Raw genomic sequence first — 20670 nt, forward strand, 5'->3', positions numbered from 1 at the left:
TATTTCAATGCTGTAACTATTCGCGTAGATAATACGTTTTACGTTTTTTAGTGCTCTCGACAGATTTGCTCATGCATTAGATGCGCCGTCTTTACGGCGCATTAACTTTTTTATACCCCCTGCTTTCAGACAGATGCGCGGCGCATTAATCCATCTTCCCTAAATTTGCAGCATGGATCATCGTTTTTCATGGATACTGATGGCCGTTGCTGCCTGCTGCGCCTCCTGCAGTAACAGTAACGGAGGGCAACAAGGCAAGGCACTGGCTTACAGGGATCTTAAAGGATACTTTCAGGGAGAACTGCATACTATCTCTACGAATAAACCTGCTTTACAGAAGACAATCGTCATGAACGGACAAAGGGACAGCATTACCATTGCTAACCCCGATTCGGCTCAGCTCCAGCACCTCCTGGCCCCTTTCCTCGACATAGACCTGAATAAACCCTCCCTCAGAGGTGCATACGATACCATCCTGCTGGCCGACCAGTTCTCCGGTACCCATTCCCTCATGTACAAAGCCAGAAATGCGGCCACCGTACCCCAGGAAGTGATCATGGATATTGACAACCAGCAGCATATTACCAACGTGCAGATGAATAAGCATGTGGAAAACCTGGTATATGAATACCAGCAAAACCTGGTGTATCAGCAAAACAAACATATCCGTATCGTAACCTGGCAGAAGATCGCTTTTCTCCCCGCCAGAGAACTGGATGTGAAAGTCCTGCTCAGACGCCCCTAACTGATTTTCTTAGAACATGACAGCAGCGGAGTTTCAACAGATATCACATACAATACCCCTTCAGCCCGGTATTTACAAGTATTACAGCGAAGCAGGCGAACTGCTTTATGTAGGAAAAGCTAAAAGCCTGCGCAAAAGGGTCAGCTCTTATTTTGTTAAAAATCATGATAACTACAAGACACGAAAACTTGTAGAAAACATCCACCATATTGAATTTACCATCGTTGGCTCCGAACAGGATGCCTTCCTGCTGGAAAACTCACTGATCAAACAGTTCCAGCCTAAATTCAATATCAACCTGAAAGACGATAAGACCTACCCATATCTCGTCATCAAACACGAATCATTCCCCCGTGTATTCCTGACCCGTAATATCATAAAAGACGGTTCTGAATACCTGGGCCCTTTCACCTCCGTAGGCCGAGTACGCGAACTCCTGGAAGTGATCAGATATAACATTCCCCTGCGTACCTGCAACCTGAATCTCTCGCCGCAGAATGTCGCCAAAGGGAAGTATAAGGTCTGCCTGGAATATCACCTGGGCAACTGTAAAGGTCCCTGCGAAGGATTACAGACAGAAGAAGATTACAGGGAAGGCTTACAGCAGGTCAAAAACATCCTCCGGGGTAACCTGTCGCCTGTACTACAGCTGTTCCGCACACAGATGCAGGAACACGCCATGAACATGGAGTTTGAAAAGGCGGAGATCGTCCGCAAGAAGATAGAAAGTCTGCAGGCCTATCAGTCAAAGTCTACTATCGTGGGTACCCGTGTCGGGAATGTAGACGTCTTCTCCATCATCAGTGAAGGCAACTACGCGTATGTCAACTACCTGCGCGTACTGAACGGCACCATTGCCGATACGAAGACGGTCACGCTGGAAAAGAAACTCGAGGAAGACGATACAGAAGTACTCACCTATGCGGTCGGATACCTGCGTGATGCATTTCAGAGCCTTGCCCGGGAGATCATCGTTCCCCTGGAAATAGAATACCCCGAGGAACACGTCGCCATCTCCGTACCAAAAGCCGGCGACAAAAAGAAACTCCTGGAGCTTTCGGAAAAGAATGTGAATTACTTCAAAGAAGAGCTGTACAGGAAAAAGATCCTGCACCTGGAAGGCAAAAGCGATCTGGAGAAAAAGAAAGTGCTGTATCAGTTGCAGGCGGATCTTGAACTCCAGGAATTACCGTTGCACATCGAGTGTTTCGATAACTCCAACTTCCAGGGGGCTTACCCCGTTTCTGCCTGTGTGGTGTTCAAAGACGGTGTTGCCTCCAAAAAAGACTACCGCCATTTCAATATCAAAACCGTACAGGGTATTAACGACTTCGCCTCTATGAAAGAGGTGGTATACCGCCGTTACAGCCGCTTACTGGCCGAACAGCAACCTTTGCCGCAACTGGTGATCATAGATGGCGGTAAAGGCCAGCTGGGATCTGCGATGGAAAGTATCCGGGAACTGGACCTCATCGGCAGTATGACCGTAGTGGGTCTGGCGAAAAATGAAGAAGAGATCTTTTTTCCGGGAGATAAAGACAGTATCAAACTTCCTTACGACAGTGAAAGCCTGAAGCTGATCCGCCGCGTACGTGATGAGGTGCACCGTTTTGGCATCACCTTCCACCGTCAGAAGCGCAGTAAAGGCACTTTTAAGAACGAATTAGAGGCTATTAAGGGTATCGGCGAGAATACAGCCACCCAGCTGCTGAAAACCTTCCGTTCAGTCGCTAAAATCAAATTATTATCAGAGGATGACCTCGTAAAGGAAGTCGGAGCAGCCAAGGCCCGTCTCATATACACATATTTCCATCCTGCTACCGGAGAAACAGGCCCTGTTACAGATGCAGACAGTAATAGCTGATATCAGGACTTTGCCCGTAATGCCTGTGCCATATGCCGCTGTTCGTGTGCGATCACGAAGCGGAAAGTGTCGCCCAGTGAAAATTTCAGCCAGCTACCGAGTGTAGTGCTTATTTTGATCTGTTGCAGGTTCACCAGCTTTGCGCGGTCCAGTAGCACATTGATCTTTTCCTGCCATTCAATAAACTCATTGACCACCTTCCTGGCATCCAGGTCAGCGAGCGGGCGATAGGCTTTCGGTGCCTGCATTTTCATACCCGGCAGCCCATCTGCCTTTGGCAGCATCATATTCGTAAAATAATTACCCAGCCAGCCGCTTTTAAAGGTAGGCGACGGATTGGGAGGGAGGCTGCCCGACAGTTTTCCCTGGATCGCGTTTTCTATGGCCGGTACATAAAAACGGGCATACGCGTTCAGGTGATCCAGGCATTGTGCGACGCTCCATTTTCCCGGGGCAGGTTGCCTTAACAATAGTTCATCAGGGACGTTCAGGAATTGATGGCGGGCAATCTGCTGCAGTTCTTCTACCTGGCGGTGTAGCTGGCCGAGCAGGGTGGGGGTTTCAAATATCAGGGACATAATCGTGGTGATTGTTTGTGGAACAAAGGTAGGCAGGGGCGGGGAGGAGAGAAATGAGATAAATCATGTAAAAGAAAAAGGGTCCGCCGTATGGCAGACCCTTTTTCAGTTTTTTATATCCTGCGAGCAGATTAATACTGCCACATATCTTGTTCTTTGTTAAAGATCTTATCCTTGATCGCCTGACCTTCCAGGAGACGCATGGTACCATCTTTAATGTATTCTTTGATCTCGCGGTTATAAGTATTGTTTTCCTTGATAATGAAGCTGGAGAAGAAACGCATTTCGAAAAGGTCTTCCCAACTCATCGTAGCCGCATCGTTATTCTGGTTGTAAACATCAAATTTAGCCAGTACAGGACGCAGATCAGGATAGTATACCCAGAACAGCGGGATAGCAGCACGGAAGGAACCGTCTTCGTTCATACGGGATACCATTGGAGCGATACCCAGGATACGAACTTTCAGTGCAGAGGCTTCTTTATCAAATACCCAGATTTCTTTGATCTTGTACTGAACAACAGTACGTGGGTCAAATTCATCACGGGTAGTGACCATTTTCTCCTCACCGGTTACCGGGTCGATACTACGTACAGTTTTCTCTTCACCACTCAGTTTGTTCTGAACTTCGGAGAAAGGAATGATAGTAGTGAACCTGTCATCGATAGGGCTGAAAGCCTGCACTTCGCCGGACTTAACCGCGTTGAGCAGAATGTTTATGAACAGCTGGTTAGTACCAGTTTCATCCTCAACATTGTACTGGAAAGGAAGGTTCATCTTTTCACGGGTGTCGATCACCTGCCATATCTTCTTTTCCCAGAACTCATCATCTGAGCGGATATGGTCATATGGAATAGGCACACGGTCCTTGATAAAGTTCTTTTCAGAAATGCCATCCGTACGCAGGGATTTGCGTGGAGTATCTACAACAGGCACACCAACACCATCTTGGCGGAGGGAGGCTGGTTCAGCACCTTGCGGTTGCTGAGGAGGCGCAGATACTGCATTGCCGGTAGCGGGATTGACAACAGAACCATCAGCAGGTGTTGTATTCTCAGATGGGGTAGACTCGGTACGACGTGTCGTACGACGGCGACCACCGCCCTGAGCGTTTGCCTCAGCTGCCAGGAATACCAGCAGCATAGCGCACAAACCGATTCTGTTAAGGATGACTGCTCGCATAGAAAATAATATTAGTTAATCTTGAAATTGACGTTACTCATATCTCTCACTCTTCCATCCGGACCTTTTACGCGGATGTTGTCGAAGTATACGATATCGCCAGCTCTCAGGGAGCGGATAACAGGCATCACGCTGTTAGGGAAGTATGCAGAGTTAGCTTCGCCTTCTGCATAGTCTTTACCTTTCGCATCGATACCAATACGATAGCTTACAACTTCGTATCTAACACCTTCGAACAGGAAGTCTTCCAGGTCAGCGCGGAGACCGCCCTGTACTTTGAACTCAGCAGCCTTCATGAAAGGACCTTTGCTCATACCAACCTTCAGGACTGGATCAGGAATGTATTTGATACGGAATTCTTTACCTGCCATGCTCTTACCGTTAGCAACAACACCGATGGTAGCTGTACCTGGTTTAGTAACTGTTACAGAGAATTTACCTGCACCAGTTTTAGATATAGTACCGTTGTTGATGCTTGCAGCTACCTGCTCAGCAGGAACACCAGCAGCAGAGATGGAGATTGGGTTCTGCAGACCGATGTACAGTACGTTCATCTTGTCAGCAGAGATTGATGTTGTTGAAGCACCTACGGTGTATGGTTCGCTGAAAGGGAATGTTTCAGTTTCGCCATTTGGTCTCTTCAGTGTTACGGTACCGGATAATGTTTTATCACCCAGGCCGCTAACATTCATTTTATAGCTACCCAGACCATCAGTTGCTGTAACGGCAGAACCGTTTACAACGATCTCAGGATTTACTGTGCTGCTATAAGCACCTACCGCTACCTGTGCAACCAGTTCCTGACCTTCCATCAGGTTCTTGGAGTTCAGAGATACGAAAGGCTTGATTTTGTCGAATTTGAACTCGTTAGCACCGATCTGTTTGAACAGGTAATCAACGATGCTTGATTCAGAGTTCTTTACGTCGTTCTGAAATTTACTCAGGATGGTAACTGCTGCAACAGTAGGTACCATGTTAAAGTGGTAAGAAGTCCATGTTGCATTTTTAGGACCGTGACCACCATGAGATTTACCAACTTCAATACGCAGTGGTAAGCTCTTTTCGAAATCTGCTGCTACTTTGCTATCAACGAATGTGAGCAATTTAGCACGCAGTTCAGTCAGCTTTTTCTCAAGTTCAGCACCCTTCTTCTGATTCTCCATCACACGGGTAGGAGCATCCAGGTTGTCTTTACTTTTAATTTCACCGTCTTCAGTCAGACCACCAGCTTCTCTGATGATGGTTGCTTTTAACGTATCGATATAAACGAACATCTCAGCAGAGATCGCTTTTACCTGATCAGCTTTTTCTTTCAGAGGACCGACCTTTCCAGGATCGTTGCTCATCTGTTTGGTAAACTGGTCATAAGTAATTGTGTTCTTACTTGTGATAGATGCGTTAGATGTTATAATTGAATCGTTTACTATATTAAATGCGTTCAATATCTCAGCAGAGACGTTCAATGCCAGCATGGCCGTTAAGACCAGGTACATGATATTGATCATCTTCTGCCTGGGATCTTTAGGTAGTGCCATAGTTTGTTCTCAGGTTTGAATGATTGTCTGTTGTTAATTCAAAAACTATTAGCGATACCTTATCTCGCACTCTGCATAGCGCTGAGCATGTTACCGTATACGGTGTTCAGGCTGGTCAGGTTGTGAGCCAGTTTAGAGATCTGATCCTGAGTTTTACGAGCATCGTCCACGCTGCTGGTCATTGCCTGAGAAACATTCAGCAGATTGCTATAGAAGTTGTTCATAGCTTTCAGGTGATTGTTAGTGTCCTGCAGTTCCAGTTCATAGATAGCATTCAGGGAAGCCAGGTTTTTGGTCATACCCTGCATTTGCTCGTGGAAGCTTCTTGTAGACTCAGAAGCACTGTTGAAAGAAGATACAGCTGAAGCAGCAGTAGTGTAAGCGTGAGCTACGCTACCAATTGCAGTAGCAGCTTCTCTTGTTTTTTGTGTGTAATCGCCTGTAGCGGCAACTACATCACTGATATCCCGCATTTTATCTACTGTGGAACCTAATTTCTGGAAGTTCTCGCTCAGACGCTGTAAGCTTACCGGAGTGATGTCAGCTTCTTCGAGCATTTTATCCAGACCAGCCAGAGCAGGGCTACCACCAGCAACAACTGCTACAGTAGCAGGAGCCGCATCGTGACCACCGCTATCCGGTACGAATGCATAAACGAAGAAGATCAGCGCTTCTGTGCTCAAACCAACGATCAGGGCGATATCAGCGCCTGGCCAGTGTTGAAGTTTAAAAAGCGCACCGATAATTACTACAGATGCCGCGACACAAACAAAGAAATTAAGCCATTTCGATGTAGTAGGATTCATAGCCATAGGTCAAAATTTACTGGTTAAAGTGTTAAAGGTTAAATTGTTGTTATGGAATAGTTGTTGCTCAACGATGATTTGCGGTTTCCCAATGTACTTCATACGGTTTCTCATATCAACTTGTTTTAGTTTGATTTTCACACACATGCCCGTCCCAAAGGCATACAGGTTTATTCCTGTCTCTTCGATACTGCCTGTTCTCATACACATCTATCCGTAATGCTGTTACTATAATTGTTACCTGTGACCAAAATCGTTTTTAGAACGGCTCAGGAAGGCGATCGTACATCTGAATCCAATGTAGGATTTAGCACTATCCTGATACTCGTAAGAACGTGTACCTGTCTGGAGGAAATATCCGATATCTTTCCAGGAACCGCCTCTTACCGCTTTACGTTTCATTTTCGGAACTGCATTGTCCGGAACGTCCATACGCAGATAAGGGTTCATATCAGACGTGAAGGAGTATGCGTTCTCATAGTAAATATCCTGTGTCCACTCAGCTACGTTACCTGACATGTTATATAAACCGTAGTCGTTTGGCCAGTAAGCATCCGCTCTTACAGTGTAGAAACCACCGTCCTCAGGATAGTTACCACGACCTGGTTTAAAGTTAGCCAGCAAGCAACCTTTCTTGTTACGAATGTAGTAACCACCCCATGGGTAAGGCGTTTGCTCTCTACCACCACGTGCAGCGTACTCCCACTGTGCTTCTGAAGGCAACTGGAATTTATCTTCTGTAAATAATTTCTTAGAAATACGGTAGTCTTCCCAGAACTTACTGCGCCATTCAGCGAAAGCGTTTGCCTGGTGCCAGGTCACGCCCACAACCGGATAGTTATCAAACGCAGGGTGCCAGAAGTACATCCTCGTCATTGGCTCATTGTAAGCATAAGAGAAGTCACGGATCCAGCACAATGTGTCAGGATAGATCGCAACATCCTTCTTTACGATGAACTTAGCACGGGATACATTCGCGTTTTCACGCTTCTTAGCCTGTTCCCAGTTGAAAGTCTCAGCATGGTAAACCAGCTTACGTACGTCAAACTCCTTACGACCATACAGACGGTCTTCAGGTGCATATGTCATACTTTCCAGCTGATCCATGGTGGATTTGTCCCGGTAGTTGATTTTCTTCTTCCAATCGATATAATCCTCACCACCATCATTCTTCACATGCCCCAGCATAATGTGGGCAATGGAGTCAGTAACCCACTGTACAAACTGCCTGTACTCGTTATTTGTGATCTCCGTAGCATCCATGTAGAAACCGGAGATTGAAATAGACTTGTTACGGGCGGTGTACGCGTAGTTCAAATCCTCATCGCTCGGTCCCATGTGAAAAGTACCAGACGGTACATATACCATTCCATAGGGTACGGGCGGGAAATACTTAGGTCTAGGACTTACGCCGATTAGCTGTCCTTGCGCGTTTTTGGGGGTCTTACTACCACCACAGCTGGCGAGCAGACTAACCAGCAATACTGCTGCTAACAGACCACTTGAAAAATTAAGCTTCATAAGGGTAGCTTTCATTGAAAATCATTTATTTCGTAGGCGACGCAGTGCACATTGGCCATAATGCTACTGAGGATGTCGCTAAGTTCTGAAACATGGCCTTTGGTCTCGCCGATCTCTCCGGTCGGACCGTTTACCAACGAGCCCCTCACACTTAATGACCCTAAAGTTGTTAAGGGCAACTTCAGAAATTTCGCGGTTGTTATACTTGTTGGTTTCAATTTTTTGAATTCATTCCCGTTGGAAACACATCATCTCTTCAAAGTCAGCACTTACCCTTCTGATAGTCTATCCCACACTATTAAGCAAGATAACAAATGTAACGATTAATTTTAATCCGTAGTTAGTTTTTACCCAACTTTTTCATGCCCGATCAGGGACGTGTGACAATTAAAATAAACGTACTTTTTAACATTTTATTATATCTTCTCAAAATCATTTTTCCGTGTGCTTTTTACACAGATATGGTCATGCAAGATACATAAATATTATTTTAAATTAATTATTTCCTCTATATAATTAACTGGCTTAATACAATGATAATGCTCACAGACGTATATAAGTGTTTCCCCTGGCCGTTCCCGCTGTTCGAGTAGTGGCAGACCGGGTTGATCGGTTGCTGCTCCTAACATTACTTTAAACGGAATATAATGCCTGTTAGTATCCTGCATCCTGGATTTATATTCCGACCCCACAACCGCTATCTCACGCACCCCGATCACCTGTTGTAACAGCACACCAGCCCATACCCCAAATGAAGTGGAATACCTGACCGCCGTCTGTGACTGCCCCGCCAGCATATGAATGCCACGGTCAGACCAGTCCTTCCTGTCATAAACAACTGATAGATAAAGCAGGTTAGCCGCCATTACAGCGTTGCCACTAGGCGTGGCGCCATCATATACTTCCTTCTTACGTACGATAACATCCGTCTGTCCGGCTTCCGTATAGTAAAAATAAATGTCCCCTTCGTCTGAAAAATTATTCACTACATACTCCGTCAGTTCCTTCGCCTTACCCAGCCATTCCGGCTCTCCACTCACTTCCTGTAAAGCAATTAATGCACGTATCATCCATGCATAGTCATCCAGAAATGCCGGATACTTTGCTATGCCGCCCTTAAATGTATGAAAAAAAGCCTGTTTATCAGCGTTTTGTAAGTGCTCCAGACAAAATTTCATCGCATTTACACCCATTTCCTTATACCGCTCAATACCTAACGCCGCATATGCCTTGCAACAGGCATGGATCATCAGCGCATTCCAGCCCAGAATGATCTTGTCATCCAGGCCCGGACGGATCCTCTTCGCCCTTACTGCCATCAGCTTTTCCCGGCTGATAGCCAGACTACGCTCCAGCGCCTCCACCGTGATCCCCTGCTCCGCAGCAAACACCGCTGCCGGCTTCGTGATCCATAATATATTCGTCTCTTCCCAGTTACCCTCCTCCGTCACATCATAAAATGCACAGAATAAAGCAGCATCTGCACCGAGAATATGTTCGATCTCTTCCTTGCTCCAGGTATAAAACTTACCCTCAACACCTTCTGAATCAGCATCCAGCGCACTATAAAAACCGCCGCCGGCATCCGTCATCTCTCTTTCCACAAAACCCAGGGTATCGGCTATCGTCCTTGCATACAACTCATTGCCTGTCAACTGATATGCCTCACTCAGCACATCCACCAGCAACGCATTGTCATACAGCATCTTTTCAAAGTGAGGCGCCAACCACTTAGCATCCGTGCTGTATCGCGCAAACCCTCCGCCCAGCTGGTCATAAATACCTCCCTGGATCATTTTATCCAGCGATAGCAAAGCCTGCTCCAGGGCCTTCGGCTCATTAAAACTATGATGATACCTTAACAGGTATTGAATGATAAAAGTTCCAGGGAATTTCGGCGCACTGCCAAAGCCACCCCATACCTTATCTCCCTGCTGCATCATATTGTTGAAGATGGTCTCACACTGGGCTTTCGTAAACAGCTCATCATGAGGCACCAGGTCCTGTCCGGGCGTCTTTCCGCTAAAACCGGAAGCCTGTATCAGGTGGTCACGCATGTTCTGCGCCTGTGTTTCCAGATCTTCCCGGCGCTCTTTGAATGCCTGCGACAATGCCAGCAGTACATCCGTCCAGGACGGTCTGTTAAACGCCTTGACAGGAGGGAAGTAGGTCCCGCCATAAAAAGGCAGTTTATCGGGTGTGAGGAAAACGTTCAAAGGCCATCCGCCTGAACCGGTCATCGTCTGTACCGCATCCATGTAGATATGGTCCAGATCCGGACGCTCTTCCCTGTCTATTTTAATATTAATGAAATGCTCGTTCATGATACGCGCGGTCTCTTCATGTTCGAAGCTTTCACGCTCCATAACATGACACCAGTGGCAGGCGGCGTATCCAATGCTGACTAATATAGGTTTATCCTCGGTTTTTGCCCGCTGCAGCGCCTCTTCCCCCCAGGGATACCAATCTACAGGATTGTGTGCGTGTTGCAGCAGGTACGGACTGGTTTCTTTCGCTAATCTGTTCACAGTGAATGGTTATTCTGTTACCTACGCAATTTTTGGCCTTACTTCTGTTCTTAACGGTAATTCTTCACTACCCCAAATATAAGAAGGGACAGCTTTCGCTGTCCCTTTCCGTGTAATATTTTACCGTGATTTTCGTGTTATTTTTTGTTGATCGTTGCCAGATACTGTTCCAGCGCCGCTACCATGGAAGGAGCCTGAGGAGCAGGAGCCTTTACATCCAGTCTCAAACCAGCCTCTTCAACAGCTGCTGAGGTAGTTGGTCCGAAAGCGCCGATACGGGTACCGTTCTGCTCAAACTTCGGAACATTCTCAAACAGTGATTTCACACCATAAGGACTGAAGAAAACGATCATATCATAATCGGTTGCCGACAATATTTCCTTTACGTCGTTGGAGACAGTCTTGTACAGGGTAGCGGTAGCGTATTCACATTTGTTGGTTTTTAACCACTCCTCGATGTCTTTACGCTGACTATCCGAACTCGGGAACAGGAATTTCTCATTGTCCCTGTGTTTGTTCATCACTTCCAGCAAACTCTTCGTTGAGCCGTCGGCACCATAAAATACCTTACGTTTCCGGTACAGGATGAATTTCTGCAAATACAAAGCAATTGCCTCCGTGATACAGAAATACTTACAGTCCTGGGAAACCTTAATTTTCATTTCCTCACAGATCCTGAAAAAGTGATCCACTGCATTGCGGCTGGTAAAAATCACAGCCGTAAAGTTCGGGATGTCTATCTTCTGTTTCCTGAACTCTTTTGCGGACAGTCCCTCCACCCTTATAAACGGATAAAAATCCAATTTGACATTGAATTTTTTAGCTAGTTCAAAGTAAGGTGATTTTTCTGTTTCAGGCTTAGGTTGGGAAATTAGAATTGTCTGAATGTGCTTTGCTTGCAAATCTTTTTTTGGCCCGCCTTTAATCATACGTTTTTATGCTCTTGTGTTAACAATAGGCAGTTTTAATAATCAGAGACCACCAGTTAACGCTACCAGCAACACCTTAGTTATTATTAGAACCGGCGCTACTTCGAATGCGCAAAGGTAAAGAAAAAAATGCAATCTGCTGAAAGATAAGTATTGTTTTACCACTGAATATGACCGGATATAGCGATATGCAACGAGTAACACAATAAATGCTACAGACATATACATGAATGGTTTTGACCATTCAGGCTTACAGAATGCCAGTATCACCAGAAAAGGCACCAGTAAAATGCCCAGTATTTTGTTGATGAGATACAATATGAAAATGTAGGCATCTGCCAGTTCTGTACTGCCAAACAGCCATCCGCAGAAGCGTAACATCACGTATTTCACGCTGTATACAACCGCCACCAGTACTACCAGTCCCGGAATTGCCATCCAGGCCGTATTTGCAGGTATGTACTGCTGACGATACATCAACAGGTACAGATACAAAGCCAGACTGATCACAAAAAAGCCGTTGAGCAAAAAGTTGGGGAACGGGGACTGTGATAACTGATCCTTCAGCTGCCGCTGACTAAGCGTCGGATTCATAAATGCCCGGAAGAGATCGGAGAAGTATTTCAGATAACTCAGTCTGATGATACCCAGTAACAATACAACGCCCGCCATCACATACACCAGCCAGTCCAGATCCTCATATACCCTTACTTTATTCACATCCGGCCGGGTAGGCTTATCGCTTTTCAGGAAAATATTGGTAGTTGCCAGCTTTTTCAGATAAAGATCATACTCCGTATCCTGATGTAAAGGTACAGCAGCCTGCTGCTGCATACTATCAGCAGCAGCTTTTGCAGCACTGTCTGCCGTCACAACGGGACCGGCCGGGACCGGCTTTTGCACAGTAGCCGCAGGTGCAGTAGTAGTACTTAACGGAGCAGCTGGCGTAGCAGGTTTTAACACACCTGCAGGCGAACTCACACCCGCACTGTCTTTTTTGATCACCGGTGCTTTCTTCTTCACAGGCTTTACTGAAGTATCCCGGGGGGCACTTTGTACCTTCACAGGAGCGCTTTGCACAGCAGGAGCCGGCTTTGCGGAGCTATCCGTCTGAGCCGCCAAACGTAAACAGGGTAGAATGAACAGAAACAATAACCAGCGTCGCACCGTGAATATTTTTTAATGCAGTAAATTTGTCGTTTGCAAAGATATAAAAATAGTCCATGGTCACTAGTTGATATACTATAGTTACCATATACTTATTTAAGCTATACTCAATTTATTTTCAGGGTTTACCGGTCTGTACCGGCAGACTCTTTTTTTCAGATGGCAGGTATTTATCTACATATTCCTTTTTGTAAGCAGGCTTGTTACTACTGTAACTTCCATTTTTCCACTTCATTGTCGCAGCAACCAGCACTGGTGAAGCAACTTGTAAGGGAAATAGATTTGCAACGCAATTATCTCTCCGGCGCCCCGGTCAGCAGTATCTATTTTGGTGGGGGCACCCCCAGTCTGCTGTCACAGGCAGATATACAGCTGCTCCTCGGTAAACTGCGGGATACCTTCCCGGTCAATCCGGATGCAGAGATCACACTGGAAGCCAATCCGGATGACCTTTCTCCTGAAAAACTGGACACCCTCCGCGCAGCAGGTATCAATCGCCTGAGCATCGGTATACAGTCTTTTCATGAACCGGATCTGCGCTGGATGAATCGTGCGCATGACAGTCAGCAGGCCCTGCAATGTATCATCAACGCAAAGGCCGCCGGTTTTAATAACCTGACGATTGACCTCATCTATGGCGGCCCGACCCTCACAGATGAAGGATGGGCAGCCAATGTGCAACAGGCGATCGACCTGGGCGTACAACATCTTTCGTGTTATGCCCTGACCGTAGAACCCGGCACTGCACTAGACCAGTTCATCCGGAAAAAGAAAGTAGCTGCCGTCGATACGGATAAAGCTGCACGTCATTTCGAGCAACTCATGCAATGGACGGCCCAAGCCGGCTATGAGCATTACGAAATATCTAACTTTGCCCTTCCCGGCTGGCACTCCCGTCATAACAGCAGTTACTGGCAGGGACAACCCTACCTCGGACTGGGCCCTTCCGCACATTCTTTCAATGGCCATTCCCGCCAATGGAACATTGCCAACAACGCGCTGTATATCAAAAGTCTGGAACAGGAAAAGGTCCCTTTCGAACTGGAAGAACTCACCCCGGTGATGATGCTGAATGAATACATCATGACCACCCTGCGCACCTCACAGGGCTGTATCCTGCCGGTAGTCGCCGAACGTTTCGGTACTGATAAACGGGATACCCTCCTGCAATTATCCCGGACTTTCATCGATAAAGGCTGGATGGTACTCCGCAACGATACCCTGGTACTGACGCCGGAAGGCCGTCTTTTTGCTGATGGCATTGCAGCAGATCTCTTTTTCTGAGCCCGTTTCCCGCTATTGTCTTCGTATAATAACGTTACTACGCCGTCATTATGCCGCTATCTCTTCGTTCCCGAACGGAGCGGTTACGGCGTAATGCCGGTATAATAAGGGTTTAATCGAAGAAATTGATCAAAATGAACGAAGAGATCAGGCGTTACATGCCCTAAAAACAGCGAGTGTCTGCCTTACGGCAGACACTCGCTGTGCTAATATCTCTAAAAACTCCAGGCGTCAGCCCGTGTAAATAATTAAGATTTTACCCCAAACTTGTACACACAGGTAGAAGTATAGGTTTCTCCCGGTTTCAGTACTACTGAAGGGAATGTTGGCTGATTTGGTGAATCAGGGAAGTGCTGTGTTTCCAGACAGAATGCACCGCGGTGTACATAGCTTTTACCTTCTTTACCTTTGTCAGTACCATCCAGGAAGTTACCACCGTAGAACTGTACACCAGGCTCAGTTGTCCATACTTCCAGGGTACGGCCGCTGGTTGGTTCTTCTACAGTAGCTGCCAGAGACAGTTCCTTTCCTTTTTTGTTCAGTACATAGTTGTGATCGTATCCTTTACCGAATTTCAGCTGTTCAAAGTCAGCATCCACTCTTTCACCAATTTTGGTGGCGGTGGTAAAGTCCATCGGCGTGCCTTTTACTGCCTGCAGTTTACCTGTAGGGATCAGGGTGCTGTCAACCGGAGTGAACTTATCGGCATTGATATACATGATATGATCATTGATATCGCCGTTACCCGCGCCATGCAGGTTAAAGAAAGAGTGGTTGGTCAGGTTTACCACAGTTGCCTTATCGGTAGTCGCTTTATAATCGATCTTAACTTCGTTGCTGTCTGTCAGTTCGTAAGTCAGTGTGATATCCAGGTTACCCGGGTATCCTTCTTCACCGTCTTTTGATACATAGTGCAGTTTCAGGGTGTGGTCATTTGGCTGCTCTGCATCCCATACCACATCATTGAAACCTACTTTACCACCATGCAGGTGATTGACACCATTGTTGGTAGCGAGGGTATACTCTTTACCATCCACTTTAAACTTGCCTTTAGCAATACGGTTGCCATAACGGCCCACGATACCACCATAATATCTTTCCTTGGTGCTTACATACTGAGCGGCATTATCATAACCCAGCTCAACGTCCGCCAGCTGTCCCTGTTTATCAGGAGCGAGGAGGCTTACGATCTTTGCGCCATAGTTGGTAATGGCTACCTGGATGTTTCCTTTACCTTTCAGGTGATATAACTTCACCTGTTTGCCATCGATGGTGGTATCAAATTTCGCATCTGATATCTGGCCCTGAGAAAGACTGTCTTGCTTGGTACTCATACTATCTGCTGAATTATTATCGGTTTTTGTACCAGACTGGCAGGCGCTGAAGCTAACTGCGGCCGCCACTGTTAATAGTGGAAATATGTTTTTCATTTTTGGAAGTTATAAGGGTACAATATACGCTTTTCGTATTAAAAGTGATAGTCTTATAAAAGACAAAACGCCGAGCACCGCAAAAAAAGCAGTGGTCAGCGTTTGCCTTTACTTCAGCCTTGCGGCATCAGCACTTACCAGCCAAGCAGGTAAGCAAATATCAGTGGTGCTACGATGGTAGCATCAGATTCAACGATGAATTTCGGTGTGTTGATATCCAGTTTACCCCAGGTGATCTTCTCGTTTGGTACTGCACCGGAGTAAGAACCGTAAGAAGTAGTGGAGTCAGAGATCTGGCAGAAATAGCCCCAGAAAGGCACATCATGCCATTCCAGATCCTGGTACATCATTGGTACTACGCAGATTGGGAAGTCACCTGCGATACCGCCACCGATCTGGAAGAAACCTACGCCCTTACCAGCGGAATTGTTACGGTACCAGTCTGCCAGCCATACCATGTACTCGATACCGCTCTTCATGGTAGATGCTTTCAGTTCACCTTTGATGATGTAGGAAGCGAAGATGTTACCCATGGTGCTATCTTCCCATCCTGGTACAACGATCGGAATATTACGTTCAGCAGCAGCGAGCATCCAGCTGTTCTTTGGATCGATCTCGTAGTGCTCTTTCATTACGCCGCTCAGCAGGAGTTTGTACATGTACTCGTGCGGGAAGTAGCGTTCGCCTTTATCATCAGCGTCTTTCCAGATCTTGTGAATATGCTCTTGTATACGGCGGAAAGCTTCTTCCTCCGGAATACAGGTATCAGTCACCCTGTTAAAACCATCCTGAAGCAGGTCCCATTCTTCCTGGGGGCTTAGGTCACGGTAGTTAGGAACCCTTTTGTAGTGTGTATGTGCTACCAGGTTCATGATATCTTCCTCCAGGTTAGCGCCTGTACAGGAGATGATATCCACTTTACCCTGGCGGATCATTTCCGCGAATGAGATGCCCAACTCGGCAGTACTCATAGCACCTGCAAGGGATACCAGCATTTTACCGCCTTCCAGTAAATGTGTTTCATATCCCTTGGCAGCATCCACCAGTGCAGCCGCGTTAAAGTGGCGGTAGTGGTGCTGGATAAATTGAGAAATAGGCCCTTTATTCATGTCCGTTTAAATAGTTTAAATTCCCTAAGAACCGCAAAGGTAATGAATTAAAAAAAATAGCCCATAATAGCTGTCGCTACTATGGACTATCCCTGACTATGGACTTTCAACTGATGAACTGATGTCTAGACTTTTTTCAGGTGCTGGTGTACACTCATGTCGCCACCTGCGCTTGATTTGATCACTTTCCAGGTCTTGTCGCCTTCCAGTGTTACATAGTACACGGTGTTACCATCGCTTTCGAATTCTACCACCCAGCGTACTTTTTCATTTGGATAACGTTTTGCCAGCTTGTTGGTCACAGCCATTGGCAGATGTTCTTCCGCTATATAGCGGCGGGTAGCCAGCAGCGTTCCTTCCTTATCGAAGTAGGCTGTCACATTACGCTCTTTCAATGTGAATTTGGCCATAAATGTTTTGTTGTCTTCACTGTACCATTTCACATCAGAAGCACCCGAAAATTCTTTGCTGAGTGCATTCTTCAATTTACTGCTGGCCTCCATTTCCTTGGTGCCTGCAAATGTGAGCTGTGTACTGAAAAGAAGAGCGGCAACAAATAACAGAAGCATGCTCCTGATACGACCGAAAGACAGTCGTGTAGCACCCGCAGGTGCACTGAGGTTAATTGATTTGATCGGTTTCATGGCGGAAACTTTTTGGTTTGGTTTTGTGATGTAAAGGTACATGCAAGAATGGGGTGGGGTCAAATGCTTTGTGTTAAATGGAGACGCTAGATTAATTGGTAATTCGCATCTGTAACAGAATCATTTTCAACTTACCTTGTCTTTTCATATACTTCCTTTGCCATACAGATGTTGCACTGAAACGACGATCGTTGCAAGGGTACGCGTTAAGCTTTTGTTAAACTGGACAGTGTAGCGATGAACGGTTAAAATATGCTGCTGAATGTCTTTAAACGGTGTCTTATTTCATCAGAATAAGATCACTTTCATCATCTTTATACCCCTCTGCAATCCATTGCCAACAGGGCGTTTCAATTACTCCGTCAATAAAAGATATTCTGTTAACACTCTCTTAATATTGCATCATAACAGCTGCATGTCTTTATGCAAACGATGGCAGGTGCAAAGTTTATTTTATCTTCAGTATATGAACTACCTGGCCCACGCATATCTTTCTTTCAATGATCAGTCCCTGATAGTGGGCAATATGATAGCTGATTATGTGAAAGGCAAACACTGGCAGGAATACGATCCCGGTATTCAGCAGGGCATACAGTTGCATCGCGCAATCGATACATTTACAGATACGCATCCGGTGACACTGGCCGCCAGAGAATATTTTCAGGCATCCTGCGGAAGATACAGTGCCGTCTTTATCGACATTGTATATGATCATTTCCTCGCCAACGATACCAGTATCTTTTCAGAACAATCACTATCTGCCTTTACCAGACAGATATACCGTACTGTTGCACAGCAACATGATATCCTACCACCTGTATTTCAACAGGTTTTCCGTCATATGCAGCAACATGACTGGTTGTATGGTTACAGGCTTATGGACGGTATTTATAAGAGCTTCAGCGGTATCGTACACCGGGCAAAATTCCTGGAAGTGACCGCTGATGCGCCCTTTCAAGTACTTAAACAACATTATGATGAACTGGCTGATCATTACAGCACATTCTTTCCTGAATTGGTCGCATTCGTTAAAACATACCCGCATTAAATCGTAGGTTTGCACATATTTTGTAACAACTGAATTGATAGCCAACAATGAAAATTTTACTTCGCTTAATGCTGCTTACCGTTATAGCAGGTCTCACCAGCCTGACCACCAATGCCCAGGACAAAAAGATGCCGCCTCTCGATGCGAGCCCTATGGACATGGCATACTATCCGGTAATGTATCCCTATGTGGTAAAGGTGAAAGGCGAACCCGGCACACTTGTAGCGCGCGTTATTTATAGCCGTCCGCAGAAGAAAGGAAGAAAGATCTTCGGTGAACTGGAAGCTTATGGCGAAATCTATCGTCTGGGCGCCAACGAGGCCACTGAAATAGAATTCTATCGCCCTGTCAATATCGGTGGTAAGAATATCCCTAAAGGCCGTTATACCATGTACGCAATATTAGGCGAACAGAAATGGACCATGATCGTAAACCGTGAAACAGATATCTGGGGCGCTTTCAAATACGATGAAAAGAAAGATGTGGCAAGAACAGAAGTACCTGTCACAAAACTGAGCACACCTGTTGAACCATTCAGTATCGTGTTTGAAAAAGCAGACTATGGCGCTAACCTCGTAGTAGCCTGGGATACTACCAGCGTAAGCCTGCCTATCAAATGGTCAGACAAAGCACCTGCTAACGGTAAAAAGAAATAACGAACAGCAGTTCATATAAAATAAAGAGAGCGGGAGTATGCACTTCCGCTCTCTTTGTTTTTAGTAATAAAATAGGCGGTAAGATTACCGCCCACGAATTTTAACCATATCCTATGAAAAACCTTTTCAAATGTAGTTCGAATAACTGCGCGGAAACTACGGTTTCGGCTGAGTGAACAAATTTTGTTCGTGAAAGTGGCGATTTCATCCGTAAAGTGATTTTTAAAAGCGATAAAGGACAAAAACGGCCACCATGGCCCGTATTTATACCTCAGCCTGCATCTGCGTAGAAGTACTTATTTGTATTTTTTTGTATCTGATTTGATATATAACACCTTGTACAAATAAAGGGGCGAACCGGCGCCGGAATGCCGGAATTAGTACCTTTGGAGCTGTCGAAAAGAATCGTCTAAATACTAAAATATTTCAGGAATGAAGCTGGGAACTAAACTTATACATGCAGGTGTTACCCCTGATCCTTCAACCGGGGCAATCATGACCCCGATCTTTCAGACGTCCACGTATGTGCAGAACGCACCGGGCGATCATAAAGGATATGAATATGCCCGTACGCAAAACCCCACCCGTGACGCATTACAGAATGCACTGGCTGCCATCGAAAATGGCAAATACGGTATTTCCTTTGGTAGCGGACTGGCCGCTACAGATGCTGTTATGAAACTGCTGCAGCCTGGTGATGAAGTGATTGCCTCTAACGACCTCTATGGTGGCACCTATCGCATCTTTACCAAGATCTTCGAACGCTATGGCATTAAGTTCCATTTCATTGGTATGCAGGATGCCGAAAACATCCGGCAGTATGTCAACAAAAACACAAAGCTGCTCTGGATAGAAACACCGACCAATCCACTGCTGAATATCATCGATATTGCCGCCAGTGCAAAGATCGCAAAGGAAAACAACCTGCTGCTTTGCGTGGATAATACCTTCGCCTCTCCATATCTGCAAAACCCACTCGACCTGGGCGCCGATATCGTTGTACACAGCGCTACCAAATACCTCGGTGGCCATAGCGATGTGGTACACGGAGCGATCGTTGTAAAAGATGAAGCACTGGCAAAACAGCTCTATTTCATACAGAATAGCTGTGGCGCCGTACCTGGTCCGCAGGACTGCTTCCTCGTATTACGCGGACTCAAGACCCTGCACGTACGTATGCAGCGCCATTGTGAAAACGGCGCTATCATCGCCAGATTCCTCCGCCAGCATCCGAAAGTGGCAAAAGTATACTGGTGCGGATTTGAAGACCATCCAAACCATCATATTGCCAGACAACAGATGAGAGACTTCGGCGGTATGATCTCTTTTACCCTGAAAGATGACAGCCAGGAAGCTGCCTTTAAGGTCTTAAGTGGCACCCATCTGTTCTCCCTCGCAGAATCGCTGGGAGGAGTGGAGTCACTGATAGGACACCCGGCCAGTATGACCCATGCTTCTATTCCCCGCGAAGAAAGGATCGCCAATGGACTGGTAGACTCCCTGATCCGGCTGAGTGTAGGCATTGAAGATGTGGATGACCTGATCGCCGACCTGTCCAAAGCAATCGGATAATAAGACAATCAAGCAATATTCCTGATGCAGGAACGAACGCTATATAACCAGGCGTTTGTTCCTGCATCTTTTT

General features: G+C 46.1%; 17 protein-coding genes. 6 read left to right on the top strand and 11 right to left on the bottom strand.

The window, feature by feature from the left end; translation table 11 throughout:
• Positions 1-172: 172 nt before the first annotated feature.
• Positions 173-745, top strand: coding sequence for a hypothetical protein (locus BMZ72_RS15800; protein ID WP_089809988.1), 573 nt, complete (start codon positions 173-175; stop codon positions 743-745).
• Positions 746-761: 16 nt separating this feature from the next.
• Positions 762-2609: an excinuclease ABC subunit UvrC gene (uvrC, locus tag BMZ72_RS15805; RefSeq protein WP_089809990.1), complete on the top strand. Its 1848-nt coding sequence runs from the start codon at positions 762-764 to the stop codon at positions 2607-2609.
• Between the two features lie 2 nt (positions 2610-2611).
• Here the strand turns inward: uvrC and BMZ72_RS15810 are convergent, their stop codons facing one another.
• The 8 genes from BMZ72_RS15810 to BMZ72_RS15850 form a co-directional block, all read right to left on the bottom strand.
• Positions 2612-3187, bottom strand: a complete 576-nt coding sequence (locus BMZ72_RS15810) for a DinB family protein (protein WP_089809992.1) — start codon at positions 3185-3187, stop codon at positions 2612-2614.
• A gap of 131 nt (positions 3188-3318) precedes the next feature.
• The gene (gldN, locus tag BMZ72_RS15815; RefSeq protein WP_089809994.1) at positions 3319-4368 is read right to left on the bottom strand and encodes a type IX secretion system ring subunit PorN/GldN; all 1050 of its coding nucleotides are present in this window, start codon (positions 4366-4368) and stop codon (positions 3319-3321) included.
• Positions 4369-4379: 11 nt separating this feature from the next.
• Positions 4380-5903 carry a type IX secretion system motor protein PorM/GldM gene (gldM, locus tag BMZ72_RS15820; protein ID WP_089809997.1) on the bottom strand — a complete coding sequence of 508 codons (1524 nt, stop codon included), beginning with the start codon at positions 5901-5903 and terminating at the stop codon, positions 4380-4382.
• Between the two features lie 59 nt (positions 5904-5962).
• Positions 5963-6715, bottom strand: coding sequence for a type IX secretion system motor protein PorL/GldL (gene gldL, locus BMZ72_RS15825; protein WP_089809999.1), 753 nt, complete (start codon positions 6713-6715; stop codon positions 5963-5965).
• Between the two features lie 231 nt (positions 6716-6946).
• A complete protein-coding gene (locus BMZ72_RS15835; protein ID WP_255373210.1) occupies positions 6947-8245 on the bottom strand; it encodes a T9SS ring complex lipoprotein PorK/GldK in 1299 nt (432 codons plus the stop codon).
• A 470-nt stretch (positions 8246-8715) separates the two neighbouring features.
• Positions 8716-10758 (bottom strand): thioredoxin domain-containing protein, encoded by a 2043-nt coding sequence (locus BMZ72_RS15840; RefSeq protein ID WP_089810003.1) that lies wholly within the window; start codon positions 10756-10758, stop codon positions 8716-8718.
• A gap of 137 nt (positions 10759-10895) precedes the next feature.
• Complete coding sequence (locus BMZ72_RS15845) at positions 10896-11687, bottom strand: uroporphyrinogen-III synthase (protein ID WP_089810005.1); 792 nt, start codon at positions 11685-11687, stop codon at positions 10896-10898.
• Positions 11688-11729: 42 nt separating this feature from the next.
• Positions 11730-12854: a DUF4271 domain-containing protein gene (locus BMZ72_RS15850; protein ID WP_143087707.1), complete on the bottom strand. Its 1125-nt coding sequence runs from the start codon at positions 12852-12854 to the stop codon at positions 11730-11732.
• Between the two features lie 159 nt (positions 12855-13013).
• Between BMZ72_RS15850 and hemW the strand changes: the two genes are divergently transcribed.
• Positions 13014-14138 carry a radical SAM family heme chaperone HemW gene (gene hemW / locus BMZ72_RS15855; RefSeq protein WP_089810010.1) on the top strand — a complete coding sequence of 375 codons (1125 nt, stop codon included), beginning with the start codon at positions 13014-13016 and terminating at the stop codon, positions 14136-14138.
• 248 nt (positions 14139-14386) lie between these two features.
• Here the strand turns inward: hemW and BMZ72_RS15860 are convergent, their stop codons facing one another.
• From BMZ72_RS15860 to BMZ72_RS15870, 3 genes are all read right to left on the bottom strand, one after another.
• On the bottom strand, positions 14387-15568 hold the full coding sequence (locus tag BMZ72_RS15860) for an aldose epimerase family protein (protein ID WP_089810012.1): 1182 nt from the start codon (positions 15566-15568) through the stop codon (positions 14387-14389).
• Between the two features lie 134 nt (positions 15569-15702).
• Positions 15703-16677: a deoxyhypusine synthase family protein gene (locus BMZ72_RS15865; protein ID WP_012788164.1), complete on the bottom strand. Its 975-nt coding sequence runs from the start codon at positions 16675-16677 to the stop codon at positions 15703-15705.
• 125 nt (positions 16678-16802) lie between these two features.
• Positions 16803-17321: a hypothetical protein gene (locus BMZ72_RS15870; RefSeq protein ID WP_143087708.1), complete on the bottom strand. Its 519-nt coding sequence runs from the start codon at positions 17319-17321 to the stop codon at positions 16803-16805.
• A 466-nt stretch (positions 17322-17787) separates the two neighbouring features.
• On the opposite strand from BMZ72_RS15870, the gene BMZ72_RS15875 reads away from it, so the two are divergent.
• From BMZ72_RS15875 to BMZ72_RS15885, 3 genes are all read left to right on the top strand, one after another.
• On the top strand, positions 17788-18369 hold the full coding sequence (locus BMZ72_RS15875; protein ID WP_177222812.1) for an acyl carrier protein phosphodiesterase: 582 nt from the start codon (positions 17788-17790) through the stop codon (positions 18367-18369).
• 47 nt (positions 18370-18416) lie between these two features.
• On the top strand, positions 18417-19025 hold the full coding sequence (locus BMZ72_RS15880) for a DUF2911 domain-containing protein (protein ID WP_255373212.1): 609 nt from the start codon (positions 18417-18419) through the stop codon (positions 19023-19025).
• Positions 19026-19457: 432 nt separating this feature from the next.
• Complete coding sequence (locus BMZ72_RS15885; protein ID WP_089810021.1) at positions 19458-20597, top strand: cystathionine gamma-synthase; 1140 nt, start codon at positions 19458-19460, stop codon at positions 20595-20597.
• The last annotated feature ends 73 nt before the right edge of the window (positions 20598-20670 follow it).

Origin of the sequence: Chitinophaga sp. YR627, assembly GCF_900114995.1 — a bacterium.
Lineage (GTDB): Bacteria > Bacteroidota > Bacteroidia > Chitinophagales > Chitinophagaceae > Chitinophaga.